The 19,943-nt window shown below is 58.6% G+C and carries 22 protein-coding genes; 14 read left to right on the top strand and 8 right to left on the bottom strand.

Annotated elements, in window-relative coordinates:
• Positions 1-47: 47 nt before the first annotated feature.
• Positions 48-1,364 carry an NAD(P)H-dependent oxidoreductase gene (locus PHA01_RS23590; protein ID WP_271898747.1) on the top strand — a complete coding sequence of 439 codons (1,317 nt, stop codon included), beginning with the start codon at positions 48-50 and terminating at the stop codon, positions 1,362-1,364.
• Positions 1,365-1,596: 232 nt separating this feature from the next.
• A complete protein-coding gene (locus tag PHA01_RS23585; RefSeq protein WP_224513599.1) occupies positions 1,597-1,956 on the top strand; it encodes a hypothetical protein in 360 nt (119 codons plus the stop codon).
• On the opposite strand, the gene kynA is transcribed toward PHA01_RS23585, so the two are convergent.
• Both kynA and kynU read right to left on the bottom strand, forming a co-directional pair.
• Positions 1,953-2,792, bottom strand: a complete 840-nt coding sequence (kynA, locus tag PHA01_RS23580; protein ID WP_271898746.1) for a tryptophan 2,3-dioxygenase — start codon at positions 2,790-2,792, stop codon at positions 1,953-1,955. The two genes, PHA01_RS23585 and kynA, sit on opposite strands and share 4 nt — an antisense overlap.
• Complete coding sequence (gene kynU / locus PHA01_RS23575) at positions 2,789-4,036, bottom strand: kynureninase (protein ID WP_271898745.1); 1,248 nt, start codon at positions 4,034-4,036, stop codon at positions 2,789-2,791. The genes kynA and kynU overlap by 4 nt, the downstream gene beginning before the upstream one ends.
• A gap of 143 nt (positions 4,037-4,179) precedes the next feature.
• Between kynU and PHA01_RS23570 the strand changes: the two genes are divergently transcribed.
• The 4 genes from PHA01_RS23570 to PHA01_RS23555 all read left to right on the top strand — a co-directional run bounded on the left by PHA01_RS23570 (position 4,180) and on the right by PHA01_RS23555 (position 7,798).
• Positions 4,180-5,154 (top strand): ABC transporter substrate-binding protein, encoded by a 975-nt coding sequence (locus PHA01_RS23570; protein ID WP_271898744.1) that lies wholly within the window; start codon positions 4,180-4,182, stop codon positions 5,152-5,154.
• Positions 5,155-5,259: 105 nt separating this feature from the next.
• Complete coding sequence (locus PHA01_RS23565; RefSeq protein ID WP_271898777.1) at positions 5,260-6,042, top strand: ABC transporter ATP-binding protein; 783 nt, start codon at positions 5,260-5,262, stop codon at positions 6,040-6,042.
• Positions 6,043-6,046: 4 nt separating this feature from the next.
• Positions 6,047-6,958: an ABC transporter permease gene (locus PHA01_RS23560; protein ID WP_271898743.1), complete on the top strand. Its 912-nt coding sequence runs from the start codon at positions 6,047-6,049 to the stop codon at positions 6,956-6,958.
• Positions 6,959-6,964: 6 nt separating this feature from the next.
• On the top strand, positions 6,965-7,798 hold the full coding sequence (locus tag PHA01_RS23555) for an alpha/beta hydrolase (protein WP_271898742.1): 834 nt from the start codon (positions 6,965-6,967) through the stop codon (positions 7,796-7,798).
• A 103-nt stretch (positions 7,799-7,901) separates the two neighbouring features.
• On the opposite strand, the gene PHA01_RS23550 is transcribed toward PHA01_RS23555, so the two are convergent.
• Entirely contained in the window at positions 7,902-8,168 is a 267-nt protein-coding gene (locus tag PHA01_RS23550) for a helix-turn-helix domain-containing protein (RefSeq protein ID WP_271898741.1), read from the bottom strand.
• Between the two features lie 266 nt (positions 8,169-8,434).
• Here PHA01_RS23550 and PHA01_RS23545 point away from each other — a divergent pair, with 266 nt between their 5' ends.
• On the top strand, positions 8,435-8,617 hold the full coding sequence (locus PHA01_RS23545; protein WP_224513585.1) for a hypothetical protein: 183 nt from the start codon (positions 8,435-8,437) through the stop codon (positions 8,615-8,617).
• A gap of 41 nt (positions 8,618-8,658) precedes the next feature.
• Here PHA01_RS23545 and PHA01_RS23540 read toward each other — a convergent pair whose 3' ends face one another.
• Both PHA01_RS23540 and PHA01_RS23535 read right to left on the bottom strand, forming a co-directional pair.
• On the bottom strand, positions 8,659-9,300 hold the full coding sequence (locus tag PHA01_RS23540; RefSeq protein WP_271898740.1) for a 3-oxoacid CoA-transferase subunit B: 642 nt from the start codon (positions 9,298-9,300) through the stop codon (positions 8,659-8,661).
• A 1-nt stretch (position 9,301) separates the two neighbouring features.
• A complete protein-coding gene (locus PHA01_RS23535; protein WP_271898739.1) occupies positions 9,302-10,024 on the bottom strand; it encodes a CoA transferase subunit A in 723 nt (240 codons plus the stop codon).
• A gap of 79 nt (positions 10,025-10,103) precedes the next feature.
• Between PHA01_RS23535 and PHA01_RS23530 the strand changes: the two genes are divergently transcribed.
• The gene (locus PHA01_RS23530; protein ID WP_271898738.1) at positions 10,104-10,691 is read left to right on the top strand and encodes a helix-turn-helix transcriptional regulator; all 588 of its coding nucleotides are present in this window, start codon (positions 10,104-10,106) and stop codon (positions 10,689-10,691) included.
• Here PHA01_RS23530 and PHA01_RS23525 read toward each other — a convergent pair whose 3' ends face one another.
• A complete protein-coding gene (locus PHA01_RS23525; protein ID WP_271898737.1) occupies positions 10,692-11,801 on the bottom strand; it encodes a Fic family protein in 1,110 nt (369 codons plus the stop codon). It abuts the gene before it with no gap.
• A 68-nt stretch (positions 11,802-11,869) separates the two neighbouring features.
• Positions 11,870-13,084 carry an ROK family transcriptional regulator gene (locus PHA01_RS23520; RefSeq protein ID WP_271898736.1) on the bottom strand — a complete coding sequence of 405 codons (1,215 nt, stop codon included), beginning with the start codon at positions 13,082-13,084 and terminating at the stop codon, positions 11,870-11,872.
• A gap of 181 nt (positions 13,085-13,265) precedes the next feature.
• On the opposite strand from PHA01_RS23520, the gene PHA01_RS23515 reads away from it, so the two are divergent.
• From PHA01_RS23515 to PHA01_RS23490, 6 genes are all read left to right on the top strand, one after another.
• Positions 13,266-14,504, top strand: a complete 1,239-nt coding sequence (locus PHA01_RS23515) for an extracellular solute-binding protein (RefSeq protein ID WP_271898776.1) — start codon at positions 13,266-13,268, stop codon at positions 14,502-14,504.
• Positions 14,505-14,580: 76 nt separating this feature from the next.
• Entirely contained in the window at positions 14,581-15,462 is an 882-nt protein-coding gene (locus tag PHA01_RS23510) for a carbohydrate ABC transporter permease (protein WP_271898735.1), read from the top strand.
• Positions 15,462-16,307 (top strand): carbohydrate ABC transporter permease, encoded by an 846-nt coding sequence (locus tag PHA01_RS23505; RefSeq protein WP_271898734.1) that lies wholly within the window; start codon positions 15,462-15,464, stop codon positions 16,305-16,307. Before PHA01_RS23510 ends, PHA01_RS23505 begins: the two co-directional genes overlap by 1 nt.
• Positions 16,304-17,329 (top strand): SIS domain-containing protein, encoded by a 1,026-nt coding sequence (locus PHA01_RS23500; RefSeq protein WP_271898733.1) that lies wholly within the window; start codon positions 16,304-16,306, stop codon positions 17,327-17,329. The genes PHA01_RS23505 and PHA01_RS23500 overlap by 4 nt, the downstream gene beginning before the upstream one ends.
• Positions 17,330-17,334: 5 nt before the next feature.
• On the top strand, positions 17,335-18,270 hold the full coding sequence (locus PHA01_RS23495; RefSeq protein ID WP_271898732.1) for a carbohydrate kinase family protein: 936 nt from the start codon (positions 17,335-17,337) through the stop codon (positions 18,268-18,270).
• Complete coding sequence (locus PHA01_RS23490) at positions 18,267-19,343, top strand: ABC transporter ATP-binding protein (protein WP_271898731.1); 1,077 nt, start codon at positions 18,267-18,269, stop codon at positions 19,341-19,343. Before PHA01_RS23495 ends, PHA01_RS23490 begins: the two co-directional genes overlap by 4 nt.
• Positions 19,344-19,558: 215 nt before the next feature.
• On the opposite strand, the gene PHA01_RS23485 is transcribed toward PHA01_RS23490, so the two are convergent.
• Entirely contained in the window at positions 19,559-19,933 is a 375-nt protein-coding gene (locus PHA01_RS23485; RefSeq protein ID WP_271898730.1) for a YbaN family protein, read from the bottom strand.
• Between the last annotated feature and the right edge of the window lie 10 nt (positions 19,934-19,943).

The following is a 19,943-nucleotide window of genomic DNA, read 5'->3' as shown; positions in this document are numbered from 1 at the left end:
ATCGCAAATTCCCGTCCTATGCCGGTCAGCAGCAAGTGGAGGCATTGATGGCTACGAATGTTGCATTGACGGGATTGGCGCGGGATATGCAGGCGCGGGCGGAGACCGGCCGTCCGATCCGCATCGGCCTGATCGGTTCGGGCGAGATGGGCACCGATATCGTCACGCGTGTGGCGCATATGCCCGGCATCGAGATCGGGGCGATTTCCGAACTCAATTTGCCCAACGCGGTCAAGGCCGTCGACATCGCCTACCAGGAAGCGGGTCATTCGCGCGAAGTCTCGAATGCTGCGGCGCTCACGGAAGCGATGGAAGCCGGCAAGATCGCCGTGACCAATGATGCCGATCTCATCCTTGCGAACGAGCTGATCGATGTGGTCATCGATGCGACCGGGGTGCCGGCGGTCGGGGCCGAGATCGGCTTGAAGGCAATGGAGCACGGCAAGCATCTGGTCATGATGAATGTCGAGGCGGACGTGACCATCGGCGCCTATTTGAAGAGCGAGGCCGACCGGCTCGGCGTCACCTATTCGCTCGGAGCCGGCGATGAGCCGTCCTCGTGCATGGAGCTGATCGAGTTCGTTTCGGCCATGGGCCATCCGATCGTTGCCGCCGGCAAGGGCAAGAACAACCCGCTCAACATCGATGCGATACCCGACGATTACGAGGAAGAAGCCAGGCGCCGCCACATGAATGTGCGCATGCTGGTCGAGTTCGTCGATGGCTCGAAGACCATGGTGGAGATGGCGGCGATCGCCAATGCCACCGGGCTCGTCCCCGACAAGCCCGGCATGCATGGCCCGGCGGCAACGCTCGACCAGTTGTCGAAGGTGCTCGTGCCGGAAAAGGATGGCGGCGTCCTGTCGCGCGTGGGTGTCGTCGACTATTCGATCGGCAAGGGCGTGGCGCCGGGCGTGTTCGTCGTTGCCGACATGTCGCATCCGCGCATCTCGGAGCGCATGGAAGACCTGAAGATGGGCAAGGGTCCCTACTTCACCTTCCACCGCCCCTATCACCTGACTTCGCTCGAGGTGCCGCTGACCTGCGCCCGCGTCGTCCTCTACGGCAAGGCCGACATGGTGCCGCTGGCCAAGCCGGTGGCCGAGGTCTGCGCCGTGGCCAAGAAGGATCTGAAGCCCGGCGACAGGCTCGATGCCATTGGCGAATACTGCTACCGCGCCTGGATCATGACGGCGGACGAAGCGCGCGTCGCCGGTGCCATCCCTTGCGGCCTTTTGCAGGGCGGCAGCGTCACGAAAGCCATCAGGAAGGGTGAACTCATCACCAGCGCCAACGCCGCCCCCGCGCCAGGCTCGAAGATCGTCGAACTCCGCGCTCGCCAGGATAAACTGGTTTACGGGTGAGAATTAGAATTTATGATTTACTCAGCCGTCCGGATCTGATCTCGGACGAATTTTATTTCGCTATCGTAATGAGTTGTATATTCTGTTGTAGAAACAAGCCTTTATCCAAATCTCACTTTTTTGTAAAACAGCAAATTTATCTGTGCAAAACTTCCCTCTCCTTGAAAAAGACCGGTTAGCCGACAATATTAATAAATGGTTAACGCTTTTGAGTCTTTGCTAGGAGCATATAGTGCCGGCATATCAGGTCAAATTCGCTTATCTGACAAAGTATAAACAGACACGTCATCTGTTTCACCAACTCGTCATTGCCGATGATGAGGCAAGTGCACTGGCGCGCGGTCGCCAGATGATGAACAAGCGCTCTCCCAATGCGCGTATCGTGCACGAATCATGCGTGCTGCGCCCGGACAGTTCCGAGGTGGAAAGCGCCACGGCACAAGGCTGGACGCTCAACGACAATTGGTGGTCTCGTCCCATCAAACCCGATGATGATCTTGCCGCAATCGCCAGGCATGGTTTTGCGCACAGCAACCATATCCACGCCAAATCTGCGGTGGATTGCGTCGCTATCGACAAACGGGCGGCCTAAAGGTTCGTTCTCACGCTCCACAATTCCGGGAACAGCACCACTTCCAGCATCTTGCGCAAGTAGTTGACGCCGGATGTTCCGCCGGTGCCGGTCTTGAAGCCGATGATACGCTCGACGGTCGTCACGTGGTTGAAGCGCCAGCGGCGGAAATAATCTTCGAAGTCCACCAGCTTTTCCGCCAGTTCATAGAGCGGCCAGTGGCCTTCCGGGTCGCGGTAGATCACCAGCCACGCGTCGCGCACGCTGTTGTTCGGCTGGTAGGGCAGTGAACTGTCGCGCTCCAGCACCGGCTGGTCGATGACGAAGCCCTTGCGCGCCAAAAGCCGGATAGACTGGTCGTAGATGCTCGGCGCATGCAGGAATTGCTCGAGCCAGGCATGAATATCCGGCTTGTGCTCGTGTGGGCGCATCATCGCGGCATTCTTGTTGCCGGCGAGGAACTCGATCGCCCGGTACTGGAATGACTGGAACCCGGAAGACATGCCGAGCGCTTCGCGAAAGCTCGTATATTCGCTGGGCGTCATCGTCCTCAAGACGTCCCATGCCGAGTTCAACTGGTCGAGAATGCGCGAGACCCGCGCCAGCATCTTGAAGGAGGGCGCGAGATCATCCCTTGCGATGTGCTCGCAAACCGAAGTCAGTTCGTGGATAACAAGCCGCATCCAGATTTCGGACGCCTGATGCTGTACGATGAACAACATCTCGTCATGGGCAGCAGAAAGTGGCGTCTGCGCCGTCAGTATCTTGTCGAGCCGCAGATAATCGCCATAGGACATGTGTCCTTCGAAGCCCATCTGCGCGCCTTCTTTTTCCGGATCGTAGGGGGTGCGTATCACGTTACGGCTCCCCTCACCTGATATTCAGGTTGGTCCCAGGCGCGCGTCGCAAGGATTTCCTTCAGAATCGCCGCGGCCTGCGCCACCTCCGCGAAGCTCAGGTAGAGCGGCGTCATGCCGAAGCGAATGATATCCGGCGCACGGAAATCGCCGATCACGCCGCGCGCAATCAACGCCTGCATGATGGCATAGCCATTGTCGCAGGCGTAGGACACCTGACTGCCGCGCTGGTCAGAGTCTTGCGGCGTTACCAGTGTCAGCCCAAATTCCTCGGCAAATTCGCCTACTTCCTGAATGAAGAAATCGCAGAGCCCGATGGATTTCGTTCGCACGGCCTCCAGGTCGACGTCGTCCCACAGCGACATGGCCTCGTCCATGGCGACCATCGCCAGCACCGGCGGTGTCCCGCACAGATATTGTTCGATGTTGCTCGACGGCGCATAGACGGAATCAAAATCAAATGGCGCGCGATGCCCGAACCAGCCGGAAAGCGGCTGGCGGAACCCGCCGTGATGGCGTGGATTGACATAAAGAAATGCCGGAGCGCCGGGCCCCCCATTGAGATATTTGTAGCCGCAACCGATGGCGAAATCGGCCTGCGCTCCAGTCAGGTCAACCGGCATTGCGCCTGCCGTGTGGGCGAGGTCCCAGATGACGAGGATACCCTTGTCATGCGCCGCTTTGGTCAGCGCCGCCATGTCGTGACGATAGCCGTTGCGGTAATTGACATGGGTCAGCATAAGCACAGCCACATCTTCATTCAGCAGGTCCGGGATATCTTTGGGGGTATCGGCAAGAACCAGCCGGTGACCCTTGCCAATCTGCTTGGCCACGCCTTCTGCGATATAAAGATCAGTCGGAAAATTGTCGCGCTCCGAAACGATCTTGCGGCGCTCCGGATTGAGGTCGAGGGCCGCCGACAATACCTTGAACAGGTTGATAGAGGTGCTGTCGGCCGCGACGACCGTTCGCTTTTCGGCGCCGATCAGCCGGGCGATCTTCTCGCCGACGCGCTGCGGCAGATGCACCCAGTCAGCGGTATTCCAGCTGCGGATCAGCTGCTCGCCCCACTCCTCGGCGATTGTCTTCGCCACTCGTTGCCCGACTGACTTCGGCAAGGCGCCAAGCGAATTGCCATCGAGATAGATCACGCCCTCCGGCAGTTCGAATCTGTCGCGGTATGCGCGCAGCGGATCGGAAAGGTCAGCTTGCGTGGCATCGATCTTGATAGTGGTACTGTCCATTTCTTCTTTCTGGATAATGAATGTGGTGGCGTCAGTTCACGGCTTTGCACAAGTCGCTTAACGGCTACAATTTACTTTGGTATGAACTTGTCAATATAACCAGACCCTGCTCGATAGTGGGGCATAAAAGGGAGAATAACAAAATGATCGGCGCAAAATATGCAGTGCGGACAGCGCTGGCTGCAGCACTTGGTCTGGGGCTTGGGCTCGGCGCCGCCTCGGCCGAAACCAAAATCGGCATCGCACAATTCGGCAAGCACCCGCAGCTCGATGAAACGGTCACCGCATTCAAGGCAGAACTGACCAAGCTTGGTGTCACAGATGCCGTCTATGACGAATTGCAGGTGAATTTCGATGCGACGCTGATCCCGCAAATGGTCACCAAACTCGTTTCCAGCAATCCGAAGCTTATCCTCGCCATCACGACGCCGGTTGCGCAGGGCGCACGGCAGATCGTCGGTAATTCCGGCACGCCGGTGGTCTTCGCCGCTGTCACCGATCCGGTTGCGGCCAAGCTCACACCCTCGTGGGATGCAGGCGATACCGGCATGACCGGCGCTTCCGACCTGCAGGACGTCAGCTCGGTGGTCAAGTTCATCAAGAAGCTGCTGCCGGACGCCAAGCGCCTCGCCTATCTCTACAATCCCGGCGAAGACAATGACGTTGCGGTGCTGAAGCTGATCACGGAAGCCGCCAAATCCGAAGGCTTGGAACTCGTGGAGGTCGGTCTCGACAACACCAACGACATTCCGATCCGGGTCAGTTCGCTCGCCGGCAAGGCCGATGTGATCTACGTTCCGGGCTCCAATCTGGTCCAGCCTGCGGTTCCGGCCGTGGCTGCAGCCGCGCTCAACATCAATATCCCTATCGTCAATGCCTCGGCACAGGCGGTACGCGATGGCCTCGTTGCAGCGGCTTTCGAAGTCTCCTACACGAAGGTCGGCCAGAATGCGGCCAAGCTCGCATCGGAGATTATCGCGGGCAAGTCACCGGCAAGCCTTGCCCCGATCAAACCGACCTATGAGGACCACACGGCGCTGATCAACGAGGCTGTTCTGGCAAAAACAGGCCAAAAGGTACCCGATAGCCTCAAAGATTGTGAATGCTTCGTGAAATAAGCCTTCTCCTTTTGCCTGCAAACATATAGTTCCTGCGCAGCCAAGCGCGGGAATTATTAAACGCAAGCTGTGCTCAGGTTTGAGGGCTTACACATGACAACCGACATGCTGTCCGTGAAGGGCGGCACCAAGATTTTCTATCGCGGCACCCTTGACGAGCGCCGGGCGCTCGATGGCCTTGATGTCGCGCTGAAGCCCGGAGATTTTTGCATCGTCATCGGCAGCAATGGCGCCGGAAAGTCGAGCTTTCTCAATGCCGTCTCCGGCAAGCTGCCGCTGGACTCGGGCCGCATTTCCATTGACGGACAGGATGTCACCCGGCTGAACGCCCACCGCCGTGCCCAGTTCATTGCCCGCGTGTTCCAGGATCCGATGATCGGTACCGCGCCGACCATGACCATCGGCGAAAACATGCTGCTGGCCGAATTGCGCGGCAAGCCTCGCAGCTTTTCCTATGGGCTTACCGCCGCCCGCCGGGCCAGATACAGCGAGCAACTGGCGGAACTCAATCTCGGGCTGGAAAAGCGTCTCGACATGCAGGTCGGCCTTCTCTCGGGTGGCCAGCGCCAATCGCTGTCTCTGGTCATGGCGGTGTCGACACGGCCGAAACTCCTGCTTCTGGACGAGCACACGGCCGCGCTCGATCCGCGCACGGCAAAGCTGGTGATGGATACGACTGTGCGGGCGGTGGAAGCGTTGCAACTGACGACACTGATGGTCACGCACAACATGGAGCATGCGATCAAGTACGGTAACAGGATCATCATGATGGACGCGGGCAAGGTTCTCGTGGAGATCGGTCAGGAAGAGAAAAACGGTATTACCGTTGCGGATCTTGTCGAGCGGTTTCACACCAAATCCGACGCTATCGCGTTGCAGGGGGCTTGAGACCATGGACGTATTCAACAGTTTCTATGGCCTCATCCCGGTCACCATCGCCCAGAGCCTGATCGTTTCCTTCGTGGTGCTTGGCGTCATGCTGCCTTTCCGCATCCTGAACTTTCCCGATCTGACCTCGGAAGGCGCCTTTCCACTTGGCGGGTGTGTCTGCGGCACGCTGATCACCGCCGGCGTCAATCCATTTCTCGCCTGCTTCGTTGCGCTGCTTTGCGGTTTTGCCGCCGGCTGCACCACCGCGTTCATCCACCTGCGTTTCAGGATCAACACGCTGCTCGCCGGTATCCTGGTCATGACGATGCTCTACAGCATCAATTTGCGCATCATGGGCCGCACCAATATTCCGCTCTTCACCTATGATACCGTCTTCACCATCCTTGCCGGCCCCTCCGCCAATTTCCCCTGGACCAAGATCCTGATTGTCGGTTTGCTGGTTGCGCTGGTTCTCGGCGCCATGCTGTATTTCTTCATGTCCGAAAAAGGTACGGCGATGCGTGCAGTCGGGGCCAGCCCCGATATGGCCGAGGCACAGGGCATCGACGTCGGCACGGCAACAATTATCGGCGTCGGTGTTGCGAGTGCACTTTCCGCGACGGGTGGCAGTATCATGGTGCAGACGCAAGGTTTTGCCGATGTCAACATGGGATTCGGCATACTTATCAACGGTCTTGCCGCGCTGATCATCGGCGAGGCCATTACAGGCCGGCAGACGATACTTCGGCAGGTTCTGGCTCCGGTTATCGGCTCGCTGGTGTACTACCAGCTGATATCGTTCTGCCTGACGCTTGGTCTTGCGCCGGCGGATCTAAAATTTGCCACCGGCGCGTTCGTGCTCTTGATGTTGGCTCTGCCGAACCTGCGCAGGTCCGGCGGTGGCGTGCAGATAAGGGAAAAGATCAGGGAATAGGAAGACATGGGTACGACTGCAGCTATCGACTGGGACGACGCCTATTCGAACTTCGCGTATATTCCCGGCGGCTTCGAATATCCGGCCAGATGGCTGGCGGAGGCTGCACACTTTCGCGAGGAAATGCAGGAAAAAGGCCTGTTCAAAGCCGACCTCGGCTACGGCCCGCATTCGCGTAACCGGCTCGATCTGTTCATGCCCTGGGGCGACCTGAAGGGCCTCGCCGTCTTCGTGCACGGCGGGTACTGGATGGAAGATTTCGACAAGTCCGCATGGTCGCATCTGGCAAAAGGCCCTATCACCCACGGTTTCGCCGTCGCCGTGCCGTCCTATGCTCTGTGTCCGGAGGTTCGCGTCAGCGATATCACCGTACAGGTCGGGCTCGCTATCACCCGCGCCGCCAATGAGGTTTCAGGCCCGATCCACCTGACAGGACATTCGGCAGGCGGACACCTCGTTGCCCGCATGGTGACGGTGACGTCACCGCTGAACCAGGCGATCCGCCATCGCATCCGCAAGACGGTGCCCATTTCGGCGATAGCCGATATGCGTCCGCTGATGAAGACCGAGATGAACGATACGCTGCACCTCGATGCTGTGGAAGCACGGCTGGAGAGCCCGGCCCTGCTCGAGCCGCAGGAAGGCATCGACGTAACCGCATGGGTTGGCGCAGCGGAGCGGCCCGAATTTCTGCGGCAGAATGCCTTGCTCGCCAATGTCTGGTCGGGGTTTGACTGCCGGGCCGATGCTGTCGAAGAACCTGGCAAGCACCACGCCAATGTCATCGAAGGATTGACCGAGCCGGATCACCCGCTAACACGCACATTACTGGGTCTGTAACGCCAGACCTCAATTATACGTGGCAAGAATCAAAAAGCTGTCAGAGTTGGGATATCACTCTGACAGCTTTTTGGGTGCCGATTTATTAGTGGGTGGTAGAGTTTCAGGCGCTGAGGCGCTTGGGATCTTCAAGAATCATTGCGTTGCTCGGGAGACCAAGCGCATGCGCAATGCGTTCCAGCTTGTGCGGATCCGTATTCTGGCCGCTTTCGATCGTTTCGATTTCGAGGGATGTCAGACCGCACGCAACGGCTAAATCCTCGATGGAATATCCGAATTGTTCGCGAAATGCTCTGACAATATTTGTACCATTGGCAAGCGCCGTGGAAATCGTTTCTGGCAATGAATAGTCGCCGGCGGGTTTGTTCATCGCTTTGCTCCTAACGTGAAAGGTTTAGTTAACAAATCGGAAGGCAGAACTTATACGTCCATCGTCGCGGATCAACCCCTTTATGTCACTTCACATAAAACGTGATCAGGAAACGGAGCAGGAGCCTGCCTTATTGTGGCACCAGATTTCCGTAAGATGTCAAAGATGCCGACCGTAAACTCGACCAATTACTGAAGAATATCAGTGGATTGTTACGCTACTGTGTCACTCGTAACTGGCTATATATAGGAGCGACGCGAGGAAAAATGAACCCTCTTTATCGAAAATATTCCACAGCCCTGTTTCTGCTGCTTGTAACATTCGCTCCCGTACTCTCCGGCTGCGCCCGCGTCTATTATGGCAGCTTCCGCTATGACGCTACGTGTGTCGATCATGATCCCCGCTATCCGGGCGAGGGCCCAGTTTGCGTGGTCAAGAAGACGCGGTAGACGCTGGCGGATATTATGTCCGCCAGCTCTGAATGCGTCAATCAAACCGCGACGTCGAACACCGCCTGGGTCTTCGCCTTGATTTCCTCGACCGTTACTCCGGGCGCAACCTCGACGAGTGTCATCTTGGGCTCGCCGCGTCGCTCCACGGTGAAAACGCCGAGCTCAGTGATCACCAGATCGGTGACGCGCTGTCCGGTCAATGGCAATGTGCATTGCTCCAGGAGCTTTGCTTCGCCCTTGGCCTCGTGTTCCATGACGACGACGACCTTCTTGACGCCGGCGACAAGATCCATCGCGCCGCCCATTCCCTTCACCATTTTGCCGGGGACCATCCAGTTTGCAAGATCGCCATTACGCGCGACTTGCATTGCGCCGAGGATTGAAAGGTCGATATGACCGCCGCGGATCATGCCGAAACTGTCGGCACCGTTGAAATAGCTGGTCGTCGGCAGCTGGGTGATGGTCTGCTTGCCGGCATTGATCAAGTCGGCGTCTTCCTCGCCCTCATAGGGGAAAGGCCCCATGCCGAGCATGCCGTTCTCGCTCTGCAGCTGCACGCTCATTCCCGTCGGGATATAATTGGCAACCAGCGTCGGTATACCGATGCCGAGATTGACGTAAAAGCCGTCTTCAAGTTCCTGTGCGGCCCGTTCGGCCATCTGATCGCGTGTCCAGGCCATCTCAGTTTACCTCACTTTTAGCGACAAGGCGCGGACGGGTCGTCCGTTGTTCGATATGTTTGACGGGGTTGGGCACATGCACGATCCGCTTGACGAAAATACCGGGCGTATGCACCTGGTCGCCATCGATCTTGCCCGCGTCGACCAGATGTTCGACTTCGGCGACGGTGAACTTCGATGCTGTCGCCATGATCGGGTTGAAGTTCCGCGCGGTCTTGCGGTAGACGAGGTTGCCTTCCGTATCGCCCTTGAAGGCATGGACGATGGAAAGGTCAGCGAATAGTCCACGCTCCATCACGTAGGATTCACCGTCGAATTCGCGCACGTCCTTGCCCTCGGCGATGATGGTGCCGACGCCTGTCTTGGTGAAGAAGGCCGGAATACCTGCCCCCCCGGCGCGAATACGTTCGGCGAGCGTTCCTTGCGGGTTGAATTCCAGTTCGAGTTCGCCCGACAGGTACTGCTGGGCAAACAGTTTGTTTTCGCCGACATAGGACGAGATCATCTTGCGGATCTGCTTGGTCTCGAGCAGCACGCCAAGTCCGATGCCATCGACGCCGGCATTGTTGGAGATGACGGTCAAATCCTTGACGCCGGAATCGCGGATCGCGTAGATCAGCGCCTCGGGTATGCCGCACAGGCCGAACCCGCCGGCCATGATGGTCATGCCGTCGAACAGCACGCCGTCCAGCGCATCGCTGACGTTTGATTGAACTTTTTTCAAGAAAAAACTCCCATTTCTCTATCCTCTGCGTGAACCGTATGGCTTGTACCGGCACTGCAGATAGTCGTATTAATACTGCATGGCAGCATCAGAGTTACCCAGTTCCGACATCCTGAATCCTGGAAGCGCAAAACACTTCCGGCTGACTGACCTGCCGGTGCCGATGGTCTATGCCACGCACCGTATCATACGTGATTGCAATTTCGAATTCGCCGCGACTTTCGGCTATGAGCGTCACGAACTGATCGACCAGAGCTTTTCAAGACTATATCCGAAAATAAGGGATTTCGTCCGCACCGGCGAAATGTGGCGGACGAACTTTGCCGGCGGCAAAGTATATCACGACGAGCGCATCATGCGGCGGCGTGACGGTTCGAGCTTCTGGTGCCAGGTGCGCGGGCGTAGCCGTAATCTGGCGGATCCCTTTGCCGAAGCGCTCTATTGCTTCGAGCCAATGCATCGAGCGGTCGCCGGCAACGCCAGCCTCATTTCCGACCGGCAGAAACAGGTGCTGACACTGGTATCGCAAGGCAAGACCAATGCGCAGATTGCGCAGGAGATCGGCCTGTCGAAGCGGACCATTGAGGCACACCGCGCCCGCATCATGCGCGCCTATGGCCTGCGCAACAGTGCCGAGCTGATCGCCTGGTTTTCGTCGCTGCGTTAGTCAGATACCATCGAGATCAAGACGGTAGCGTGTGTGTCTTCGCTCTCCGGTCCGGGTCAACGTTCCTTTGACAACCAGATCGGCCAAATCTCTCGTTGCTGTTGCGCGGGAGGTTCCGGTGATGCTGATGTAGTTTTCGGCGCTGAGACCGCCCTTCAACCCGTCCAGCCCCGCGCGAAACATACGGGCGATGACTTTCTCCTGACGCGGGTTGAGTTGCCCGCGCACCCGGTCGTAAAACTTGGCCTTGACGATGTAGAATTCCACCCGCTCCAGTGTCGTACGCTGCGCTTCCAGCACAGTCTCGGCAAAATAGACGAGCCACGCGGTAATCTCGTTGGTTTTGTTGCTGCGTTCGAGCATGTCGTAATAGGCTTTGCGTGCACGCTGAATGGTATAGGCCAAAGCGATGAGGCTAGGCTGACCGAGGTTCTGGGCAAGAGATTTTTCAGAGATTGCCCGACCAATACGGCCGTTGCCGTCTTCAAAAGGATGAATGCTGACGAAGTAGAGATGCGCCAGCCCGGCTCGGGTCAGCGCAGGCAGAGCCGTCTTCCCCTCGGGCGCCGTCGCGTTGAACCAGCTTGCAAACGCATTCATCTCTTGCGGAATGCGTTTGGATGGCGGTGCCTCGAAATGGATTGTCGGCCTGTCGGCGCGGCCCGACACAACCCGCATCGGCTCCTCGTGCGTGCGGTAACCTCCAATCTGGATGGCATCGCTTTCGCCAGCCATCAACATCTTGTGCCAGTTGAACAATGTATCGTGTTGGAGCGGATCGGCGAACGTCCGATACAAGTCAACCATCATCTCCGAGATGCCTCGCTCTGCAGCTGGAACACGTTGATTGCCGGTCGCCAAACCGAATTGTTGCCGAAGTGACGTTTGCAAGCTGTCGCGGTTGAGAAATTCTCCCTCGATCTCCGAGGTCTTCAACGCTTCGTCGCTGATCAGCTCGATCCGCAACGTGTCCCGGTCATCGGTATTCACATGGCGAAAAGCACCGAAAAACTCGCCGGAATGCAGCAGGAACTGGCGCTCCAGTGGTTCAAGCGCAGTTGCGTCAAAGGTGAAATTGGGCCAATCGGCTTGCTGCCAGTTCCAGATCATGAGGGATAGGTCGCCTTTCTATAACTCACTCTGACGTACATTATGAGCTATAGCAAGCCTTCTATGCCTCATACCGTTTTGAGTATTGCCGAAAACCTTGGATCGAAAGTCCGGGCGATGGGCTCGGCGGCGGCGCCGAGTGCGGCGGACCAAGGATCGGCCAGCCCTGCCTGCAATCGTGCTTCCGGATAGCGGCGGGAGCGCTCGGCGATCGAGGGCAGCAACGGCTCGATCTTCTCGACAAGGCGATCGATCAGCACTCTTGGCGCGCCACCACAGAGAATGATCGTCTGCGGATCGAAGACCGATTCGAGAATTTGCACGGTCCGGCGCAAACGTTCGGCGACGCTGTCCATCCACCGTTCCAGCTCTGGTCCGCCGCGAAGGATGGCATCGGTGATCATGGCGAAAAGCTCCGGTTCGGAGGGATCGAAATCGAGCAATTTACAAAGTGCCGCCATGGAGGCGTAATGCTCCAGGGGCTCGACGTCGGGGCCGTCACCGGGCACCAGCGCAAGAATCATACCGATCTCGCCGGCATTGGCGTGCGCGCCGCCATAAAGTTCCCCATTGAGGATCAAGCCCGCCCCGAGACCGTAGCCGAAGTAGATGCAGATTGCGTGGTCGAGCCCATGTGCTGCGCCAAGCAAGCGTTCGGCAGTTGCTGCAGCTGCCGCGTCGTTCTGCAACGCAACTTCGAGCCCCGTTCCTTCGGCAATCCTGTCCATGAGCGGGAAGTTCTGCCACGCCGTCATCATCCAGGGGTCGTCGTAAAGCGTGTTGATGCCAAATGGCCCCGGCATGGCAACGCCGAGACCAACGAGCCGTTTTTCGGCCTCTGGCGCCTGTGCCGCCAGCGCGTTGCGCGCCTTCCTGATAAGGTCGAGAATAACCACAACACCCTGCGCCGGCCCGCCGGGAGGCAGCTTGGCTTCCATCTGAACCAGAACATCGCCGACGAGGTTGACGATGACGGTGCGCGTCACGTGGCGGTCGATCTGCAGGCCGATGGCAAAGGCGCCTTCCGGCACAAGCTGATAGGGCGTCGCAGGCTGGCCCCTGCCCTTGCGCACGCTTGCCTGTGAGCGCACCAGACCGTCGCGGGCAAGCTCCTCGATGATATTGGAAACCGCCTGCGGGGTCAGTCCGGTGGCCCGTGCAAGGTCGGCCCGCGACAGCGCACCATTGACGCGCAATGCATCGATCATGATGCGGCGGTTATGCGCACTCGCACCGCCGAGATTGGTTCCGCTCTTTGCTCGTATCGATCGTATGCCGTCCATCCGTCATCCCTCTTGACACCAGAAGAATATTCATCAACTAATAAGTCAAGAGAATTGATTTAATAAAAATCGATCAGGGGAATGTGAGCACTGGTTTGGCGAAAACGCGTCACGAAAGGCTCTCGATTGCAACGACCAGGCGTCTGTCCATGAGGCCAGCGCTGTCAAACAGGAGGTAATGATGTTGAAATCCGTGACGAGTGCGCTTCTGGGCGCCACACTTCTGGGAGCGGCGTTGTCTTCGCCTGCCCATGCAGAGACCAAGATCAACGCGCTGTTCATGGCGCAGGCGGCCTATAGCGAGGCCGATGTCCGTGCCATGACGGAAGCCTTCACCAAGGCAAATCCAGACGTGACGGTCAATCTCGAATTCGTTCCCTATGAAGGCTTGCACGACAAGACCGTCCTCGCCCAAGGATCGGGCGGCGGCTATGATGTCGTGCTCTTCGATGTGATCTGGCCGGCCGAATATGCAACCAACAAGGTGCTTGTGGATGTAACCGACAAGATCACGCCGGAAATGAAAGCGGGCGTGCTTCCGGGTGCCTGGACCACGGTTGAGTATGACGGCAAGCGCTATGGCATGCCCTGGATTCTCGACACGAAATATCTGTTCTACAACAAGGAAATCCTGGAAAAGGCCGGCATCAAAACCCCGCCAAAGACCTGGGCCGAACTTGCCGAACAGGCCAAGATCATCAAGGACAAGGGCTTGCTTGCAACGCCCATCGCCTGGAGCTGGTCACAGGCTGAAGCGGCGATCTGCGATTACACCACGCTGGTCAGTGCCTATGGCGGCAGTTTCCTCAAGGACGGCAAGCCGGTATTCGCGACGGGCGGCGGTCTCGACGCACTCAACTACATGGTGGACAGCTACAAATCCGGTCTCACCAATCCAAACTCCAAGGAGTTCCTTGAAGAGGACGTGCGCCGTGTGTTCCAGAATGGCGAAGCTGCCTTCGCCCTTAACTGGACCTACATGTACAACATGGCCAATGACCCGAAGGACAGCAAGGTTGCCGGCAAGGTCGGTGTCGTCCCTGCCCCCGGTGTCGAAGGCAAAAGCACCGTCTCTGCAGTCAACGGTTCCATGGGCCTCGGCATCACCACGACCAGCAAGCATCCGGACGAGGCGTGGAAATACATTACGTTCATGACGTCTCAGGCAACGCAGAACCAGTACGCCAAGCTGAGCCTGCCGATCTGGTCCTCCTCCTATGATGATCCTGCCGTTTCCAAGAACCAGGAAGAATTGATTGCGGCGGCCAAAGTCAGCCTTGCTGCGATGTATCCGCGGCCGACGACACCGAAATATCAGGAACTTTCGACAGGACTGCAGCAGGCAATTCAGGAAGCTCTTCTCGGGCAGGCCGCCCCTGAGGATGCATTGAAAACTGCCGTCGAGAACAGCGGTCTCTGATAGCACGATGAAGGCGGCAGGCAGTCCTGCCGCCTTCATTTTTCCCAATGATTGATTTCGTGGCAGGCTTTATTTCATGACGAGCACCTGGATCACCACCCGCGCATGGCTCCTGATGCTGCCGCTCCTGATCGTCATGGTTGCGATTATCGGTTGGCCTCTCATTGATACGGTGCGGCTCTCCTTCACCGATGCCAAGCTCGTCGGTACCGAAGGCAGTTTCGTTGGCCTCGATAATTACGTGAAGATACTGTCCGGTTCGAATTTTCAACGCACGCTGATCACTACATTCTGGTTTGCCGTCCTGTCCGTATCCGCGGAGATGGTTATCGGCGTTCTTGCCGCCCTGCTGCTCAACCAGCAGTTTTACGGCCGCTCCGTCCTGCGCGCGCTGATGATTCTGCCCTGGGCGCTGCCGACCGTGGTCAATGCCACACTGTGGCGGCTGATCTATAATCCCGAATATGGCGCACTGAACGCGATGCTGATGCAGTTCGGCCTTATCAATGCCTATCGTTCCTGGCTGGGCGAGCCTGGCACTGCCCTCGCCTCGCTTATTGTGGCCGATTGCTGGAAGAATTTTCCCCTGGTGGCGCTGATTGCGCTCGCCGCCCTGCAGGCCGTGCCGCGCGATATCACCGCTGCATCCATGGTCGACGGAGCCGGCGCCTGGTCGCGCTTCCGCTTCGTCATCATGCCCTACCTCGCCGGGCCCTTGATGGTGGCGCTTGTCTTGCGCACCATCGAGGCGTTCAAGGTCTTCGACATTATCTGGGTCATGACGCGCGGCGGTCCGGCCAACAGCACACGCACATTGTCGATCCTCGTCTACCAGGAGGCGTTTTCCTTCCAGCGAGCGGGATCCGGGGCGTCCCTTGCTTTGATCGTGACACTCCTCGTGACAGTGCTTGCCGTCGCTTATGCCGCCCTGATCCGCAAAAGCGCAGGAGTGTCATAATGGAACGTCGCAGCCTCACCGCAACAATACTCGTCCACCTCGCCGCTTTATTGCTTCTGGTTGTGATCCTCGCCCCCGTGGTCTGGCTCTTCGTCATGAGCATTTCCTCGACGCCGGATCTTATCGCCAAGCCTTTGCACTGGTGGCCCGATACGGTCGATCTGTCCCGCTACGGTGTCCTGCTTTCTTCCGTCGCGAACAGTGCCGGGGAAGCTTTCGTTGCCTCGCTGTTCAACAGCATCAAGGTTGCCGGCATGGCGACTGTAGCGGCGCTCATGGTAGCCGTCCCCTCCGCCTGGGCCGTATCGCGCACACCTTCCGTTGGCTGGTCACTTTATGCAGTCATTGCCACCTACATGTTGCCTCCGGTCGCCTTGGCCGTACCGCTCTACATGACCCTTGCCTGGGCAGGCCTCCTCAACAATGTCTTTGGTCTGGCACTGGTTTACCTCACCATCCTAGCGCCATTCACCACATGGCTGATGAAATCGGGCTTCGATTCGATCCCGCGCGAGATTGAAAGCGCTGCGACCATGGATGGTGCCCGGCTCGATCAGATCCTGCGGCTGATCACCCTGCCGCTCGCAGCGCCCGTGATGGCGACCGCTGCACTCTTCGCGTTCCTGCTTGCCTGGGACGAATTCTTCTATGCCCTGTTGTTCACGTCGGACCAGCGGGCCAAAACCTTGACCGTGGCGATCGCCGATCTCGCCGGCGGACGCGTCTCGGATTACGGATTGATTGCCACAGCGGGTGTGCTTGCCGCCCTCCCCCCGCTCATCGTTGGTCTCTTCATGCAGCGCGCGCTGATCGCGGGCCTGACAAGCGGCGGCGTCAAAGGATGAGCATGTCTTCTTCGCAAAAGAACAAACCTATCGGTCTTATCGCCATCTTGAAAGAAATGGCGCGGCAGAATGCCGATGCGATTTCCTCGTTCGAGGCGGCAGCGCCACTTGCGGTGACCATCGCCCAATCCCTGCGTATGACCGGGCGTCTGCTGCTGCTCGGCATGGGTGGTTCGCATGCGGTTGGCCGTGCGGTGGAACCCCTTTATCGCGGCCTTGGTATCGATGCCGTGGCACTGCCGCTATCCGAACAACTTGGCCAGCCGCTACCATTAGTCGGCAAAACAATTCTCGTGACCTCGCAGTCGGGTGAAAGCGCCGAAATCCTGCGCTGGTTTGCCGAGGCGGGCGTTCGGGCCGATACTTTCGGCTTGACGCTCGAAGGCGGTTCCACCCTTGCCCGCACCGTTCCGTCAATGGTCGGTTCCGGCGGTACGGAAAATGCCTTTGCGGCAACGCGCAGTCTGACTGTCAGTTTTGCCCTGCATCTGGCGGTGCTCGGTGCGCTAGGCGAGGATCCGGCCGAAGCGCTCGCCATCTTGAATGGCGAGAGTAAGCCCAATGTCGATGCTGCGGTCGCCGCATTATCGGGCGTATCGGCCGTCGTAACCTCCGGTCGCCGCATGCAGGGTGTCGCGGAGGCGATTGCGCTTGGCCTCACCGAACTTTCACGCATCCCGTGCTTTTCGCTCGAAGGCGGGCAATTGCGCCACGGTCCGATGGAAATGCTCGGACCGAAGGTCGGTGTCGTCCTCTTCCGTGCCAAGGATGCAACGTCGGAATTGGTCGCGCGCTTGGCAATCTCGGCACGGGAGGCCGGATCGCCTGTTGTGGTGTTCGATGCATCGGGGGAAGCGCCGCTCAAAGGCACCACGACGATTGATTTGGGGGTAGCCAGCGGCATAGCGGCCGTTTTTGCGCTCCTGCCCGCCGCCCAGCACTTCATGCTCGGTTTTGCCGGCGCGCGCGTTGCCGATCTCGGCACGCCCGTTCGCTCGACCAAGATCACGCGGGACGAGTGAGAGCGATGCAGCCACTCGCCGTCATCGGAAACGTCAATGTCGATTTGATCCTCGGCCCGGCCGATCCATGGCCTACGCCCGGAACCGAGATCATGGTGGATTACGACGAATTGCGCGTCGGCGGTTCCGCCGGCAATGCCGCGCTGACCTGGGATGGGCTCGGTTTTGATTTCCAGATCGCCGCCAATGTCGGCAATGACCAGTTCGGCGAATGGCTGCGCCAGGGTTTCGGCAAGCATTCAGCGCGCTGGCCGGTTGCGCCCATGGGCACGACACTTTCCGTCGGCATTACCCACCCGAATGGCGAGCGTACTTTCTTTACGACGCGCGGTCACATCGCGGCATTGTCCTGGCTCGACGTCATTACGACGCTCGACACCGAGCGGCTGAAGGGCGGCACCGCCATCCTTTGCGGCTCCTTCCTGACCGACGCCCTCGTTGCACAATATGACGAATTGTTCGATTGGGCCGATGCCAATGATATCCGCATTGCGCTCGATACCGGCTGGCCGATCGATGGCTGGACCGAGACCAACCGCATCAAGGCGTGCGGGTGGCTGGCACGCTGCCACATCGCCCTGTTCAATGAGGTCGAAACGACGCGCCTCGCCAACAGCGTCGAGCCTGCCGAGGCCGCGCACAGGCTCAAGGCGTTGATGCCGAGGGATGCCATCGTTGTCGTCAAGCGAGGACCCGATGGGGCACTGGCCGTCGGCTCCGATGACAAGCTTGTCTCGGTAACGGCGCCCCTTGTTCAGGTTGCCGATACGATTGGTGCCGGTGACGTGTTCAATGCCGCCTTCCTCGCAGCGCTGGCAAGCGGCCAAACGCTCGGGGCAAGCCTTGCTGCTGGAGTTCGCGTTGCGTCCAAAGCCATCTCCACCATTCCGCGCCGCTATGATGGCGAAGATCCGCATACGCCACCGGAGGAAGCTCTATGAGTGCGCTCGAGCTCATTAATGTTCGCAAGCGCTATGGCGCCGTCGAAACGCTGAAGGGCATCGACCTGTCACTCGCCAGCGGCGAATTCCTCGTACTCCTCGGTCCCTCCGGCTGCGGCAAGTCCACGCTTCTCAACATCATCGCAGGGCTCGCCGAAGCGACAGACGGTGACGTGCGCATCGGTGATCGCTCGGTCACCGGCGTGCATCCCAAGGACCGCGACATCGCCATGGTGTTCCAGTCCTATGCGCTTTATCCGAACATGTCCGTGGCGCGAAACATCGGCTTTGGCCTTGAGATGCGCAATGTACCTGCGGCCGAACGCACCGAGGCCGTGCAAAAGGCGGCAAAAATCCTGCAGATCGAAAATCTGCTTGGCCGCAAGCCATCCGAGCTTTCCGGAGGTCAGCGACAGCGTGTTGCCATCGGCCGGGCACTGGTGCGCGATCCGCAAATATTTCTTTTCGACGAGCCCTTGTCCAATCTCGATGCGAAACTGCGCATGGAGATGCGAACTGAGCTCAAGCGCCTGCACCAGATGCTTGGCACCACGATTGTTTATGTGACGCATGACCAGATCGAGGCGATGACGCTCGCAACCCGCATCGCCGTCATGCGCGATGGTCAGATCGAGCAGCTTGCCACTCCGGATGAGATCTATAATCGCCCGGCCACGCGCTATGTTGCAGGCTTTGTTGGTTCGCCGCCGATGAACATGCTGGATGCTACGGTCGCCGACGGTATCGCGCACATTGATGGCTCGCTCAGTGGCATCCCCCTCCCCCAAGCATTACGGGAAAATGCCGCGAGCGCTCGCGATGTGATCATAGGCATTCGTCCGGAAAGTCTGACACTGGCGTCATCGGAAGACGCAGGCCTTGCCATCGAGGCAAAGGTCGAAGTGGTAGAACTGACCGGCCCGGAACTGGTCGTTACCTCGACAATCGGCAGCCAGCGCCTGACAGCAAGCTTGCCTCCACGGTCGCAAATCGCAGTGGGTGCGTCGCAGCGCTTCAATATCGATGCGAGTGCTTTGCACATCTTCGACAAGGCGACCGGCAAGCGCGTCTAGAGCGTTTCAGGTCGTGGTTGAATTGCGCTTCCCTTTCCGTCATCCTCGGGCTTGACCCGAGGACCCATTGGGATGCTCAATCCAGGCGTGGGGCTGTCATTCCTTCAAGAAAGTGTGGGTCCTCAGGTCAAGCCCGAGGATCACCGAGAGATTTCGAATTGGATGAAGTGAGTGGCAGATGGGGAATGGTCCAGTCAAAACCTGGAACCCTCTCGTTACGCCGCCAGACTCGGACGGGTCAAAACGTAAGCGGCGCAGGCAATGAAAAAGACCGCCACCACCCCTCCGAGCAGAGGTGACGGCCGGGCAAAATACATGAAAGTGGCGTAGCCCAATGCCATGCCACCGCAAGCAATCCATTTTACGCGTTTCGGCACTGCTCCGTGCTCGCGCCATTGCACGAGTGTCGGCCCGAACACCGGATGTTTAAGCAGCCACTTTTCAAATCGCGGCGACGAGCGGCTGAAACACCAGGCGGCGATGATGAGAAAGATCGTTGTCGGCATGACGGGCAGAAGCGCGCCAATGAAGCCGAGCGCCACCATCATCCATCCGAGCACGAAATAAAATGTCCGTTTGGTGCCGTTCATTCCGCTCGAT

This window comes from Candidatus Phyllobacterium onerii (assembly GCF_028331445.1).
GTDB lineage: Bacteria > Pseudomonadota > Alphaproteobacteria > Rhizobiales > Rhizobiaceae > Phyllobacterium > Phyllobacterium onerii.
The sequence above is the reverse complement of the archived record's forward strand: the minus strand, read 5'-3'. Positions and strand labels throughout refer to the sequence as shown.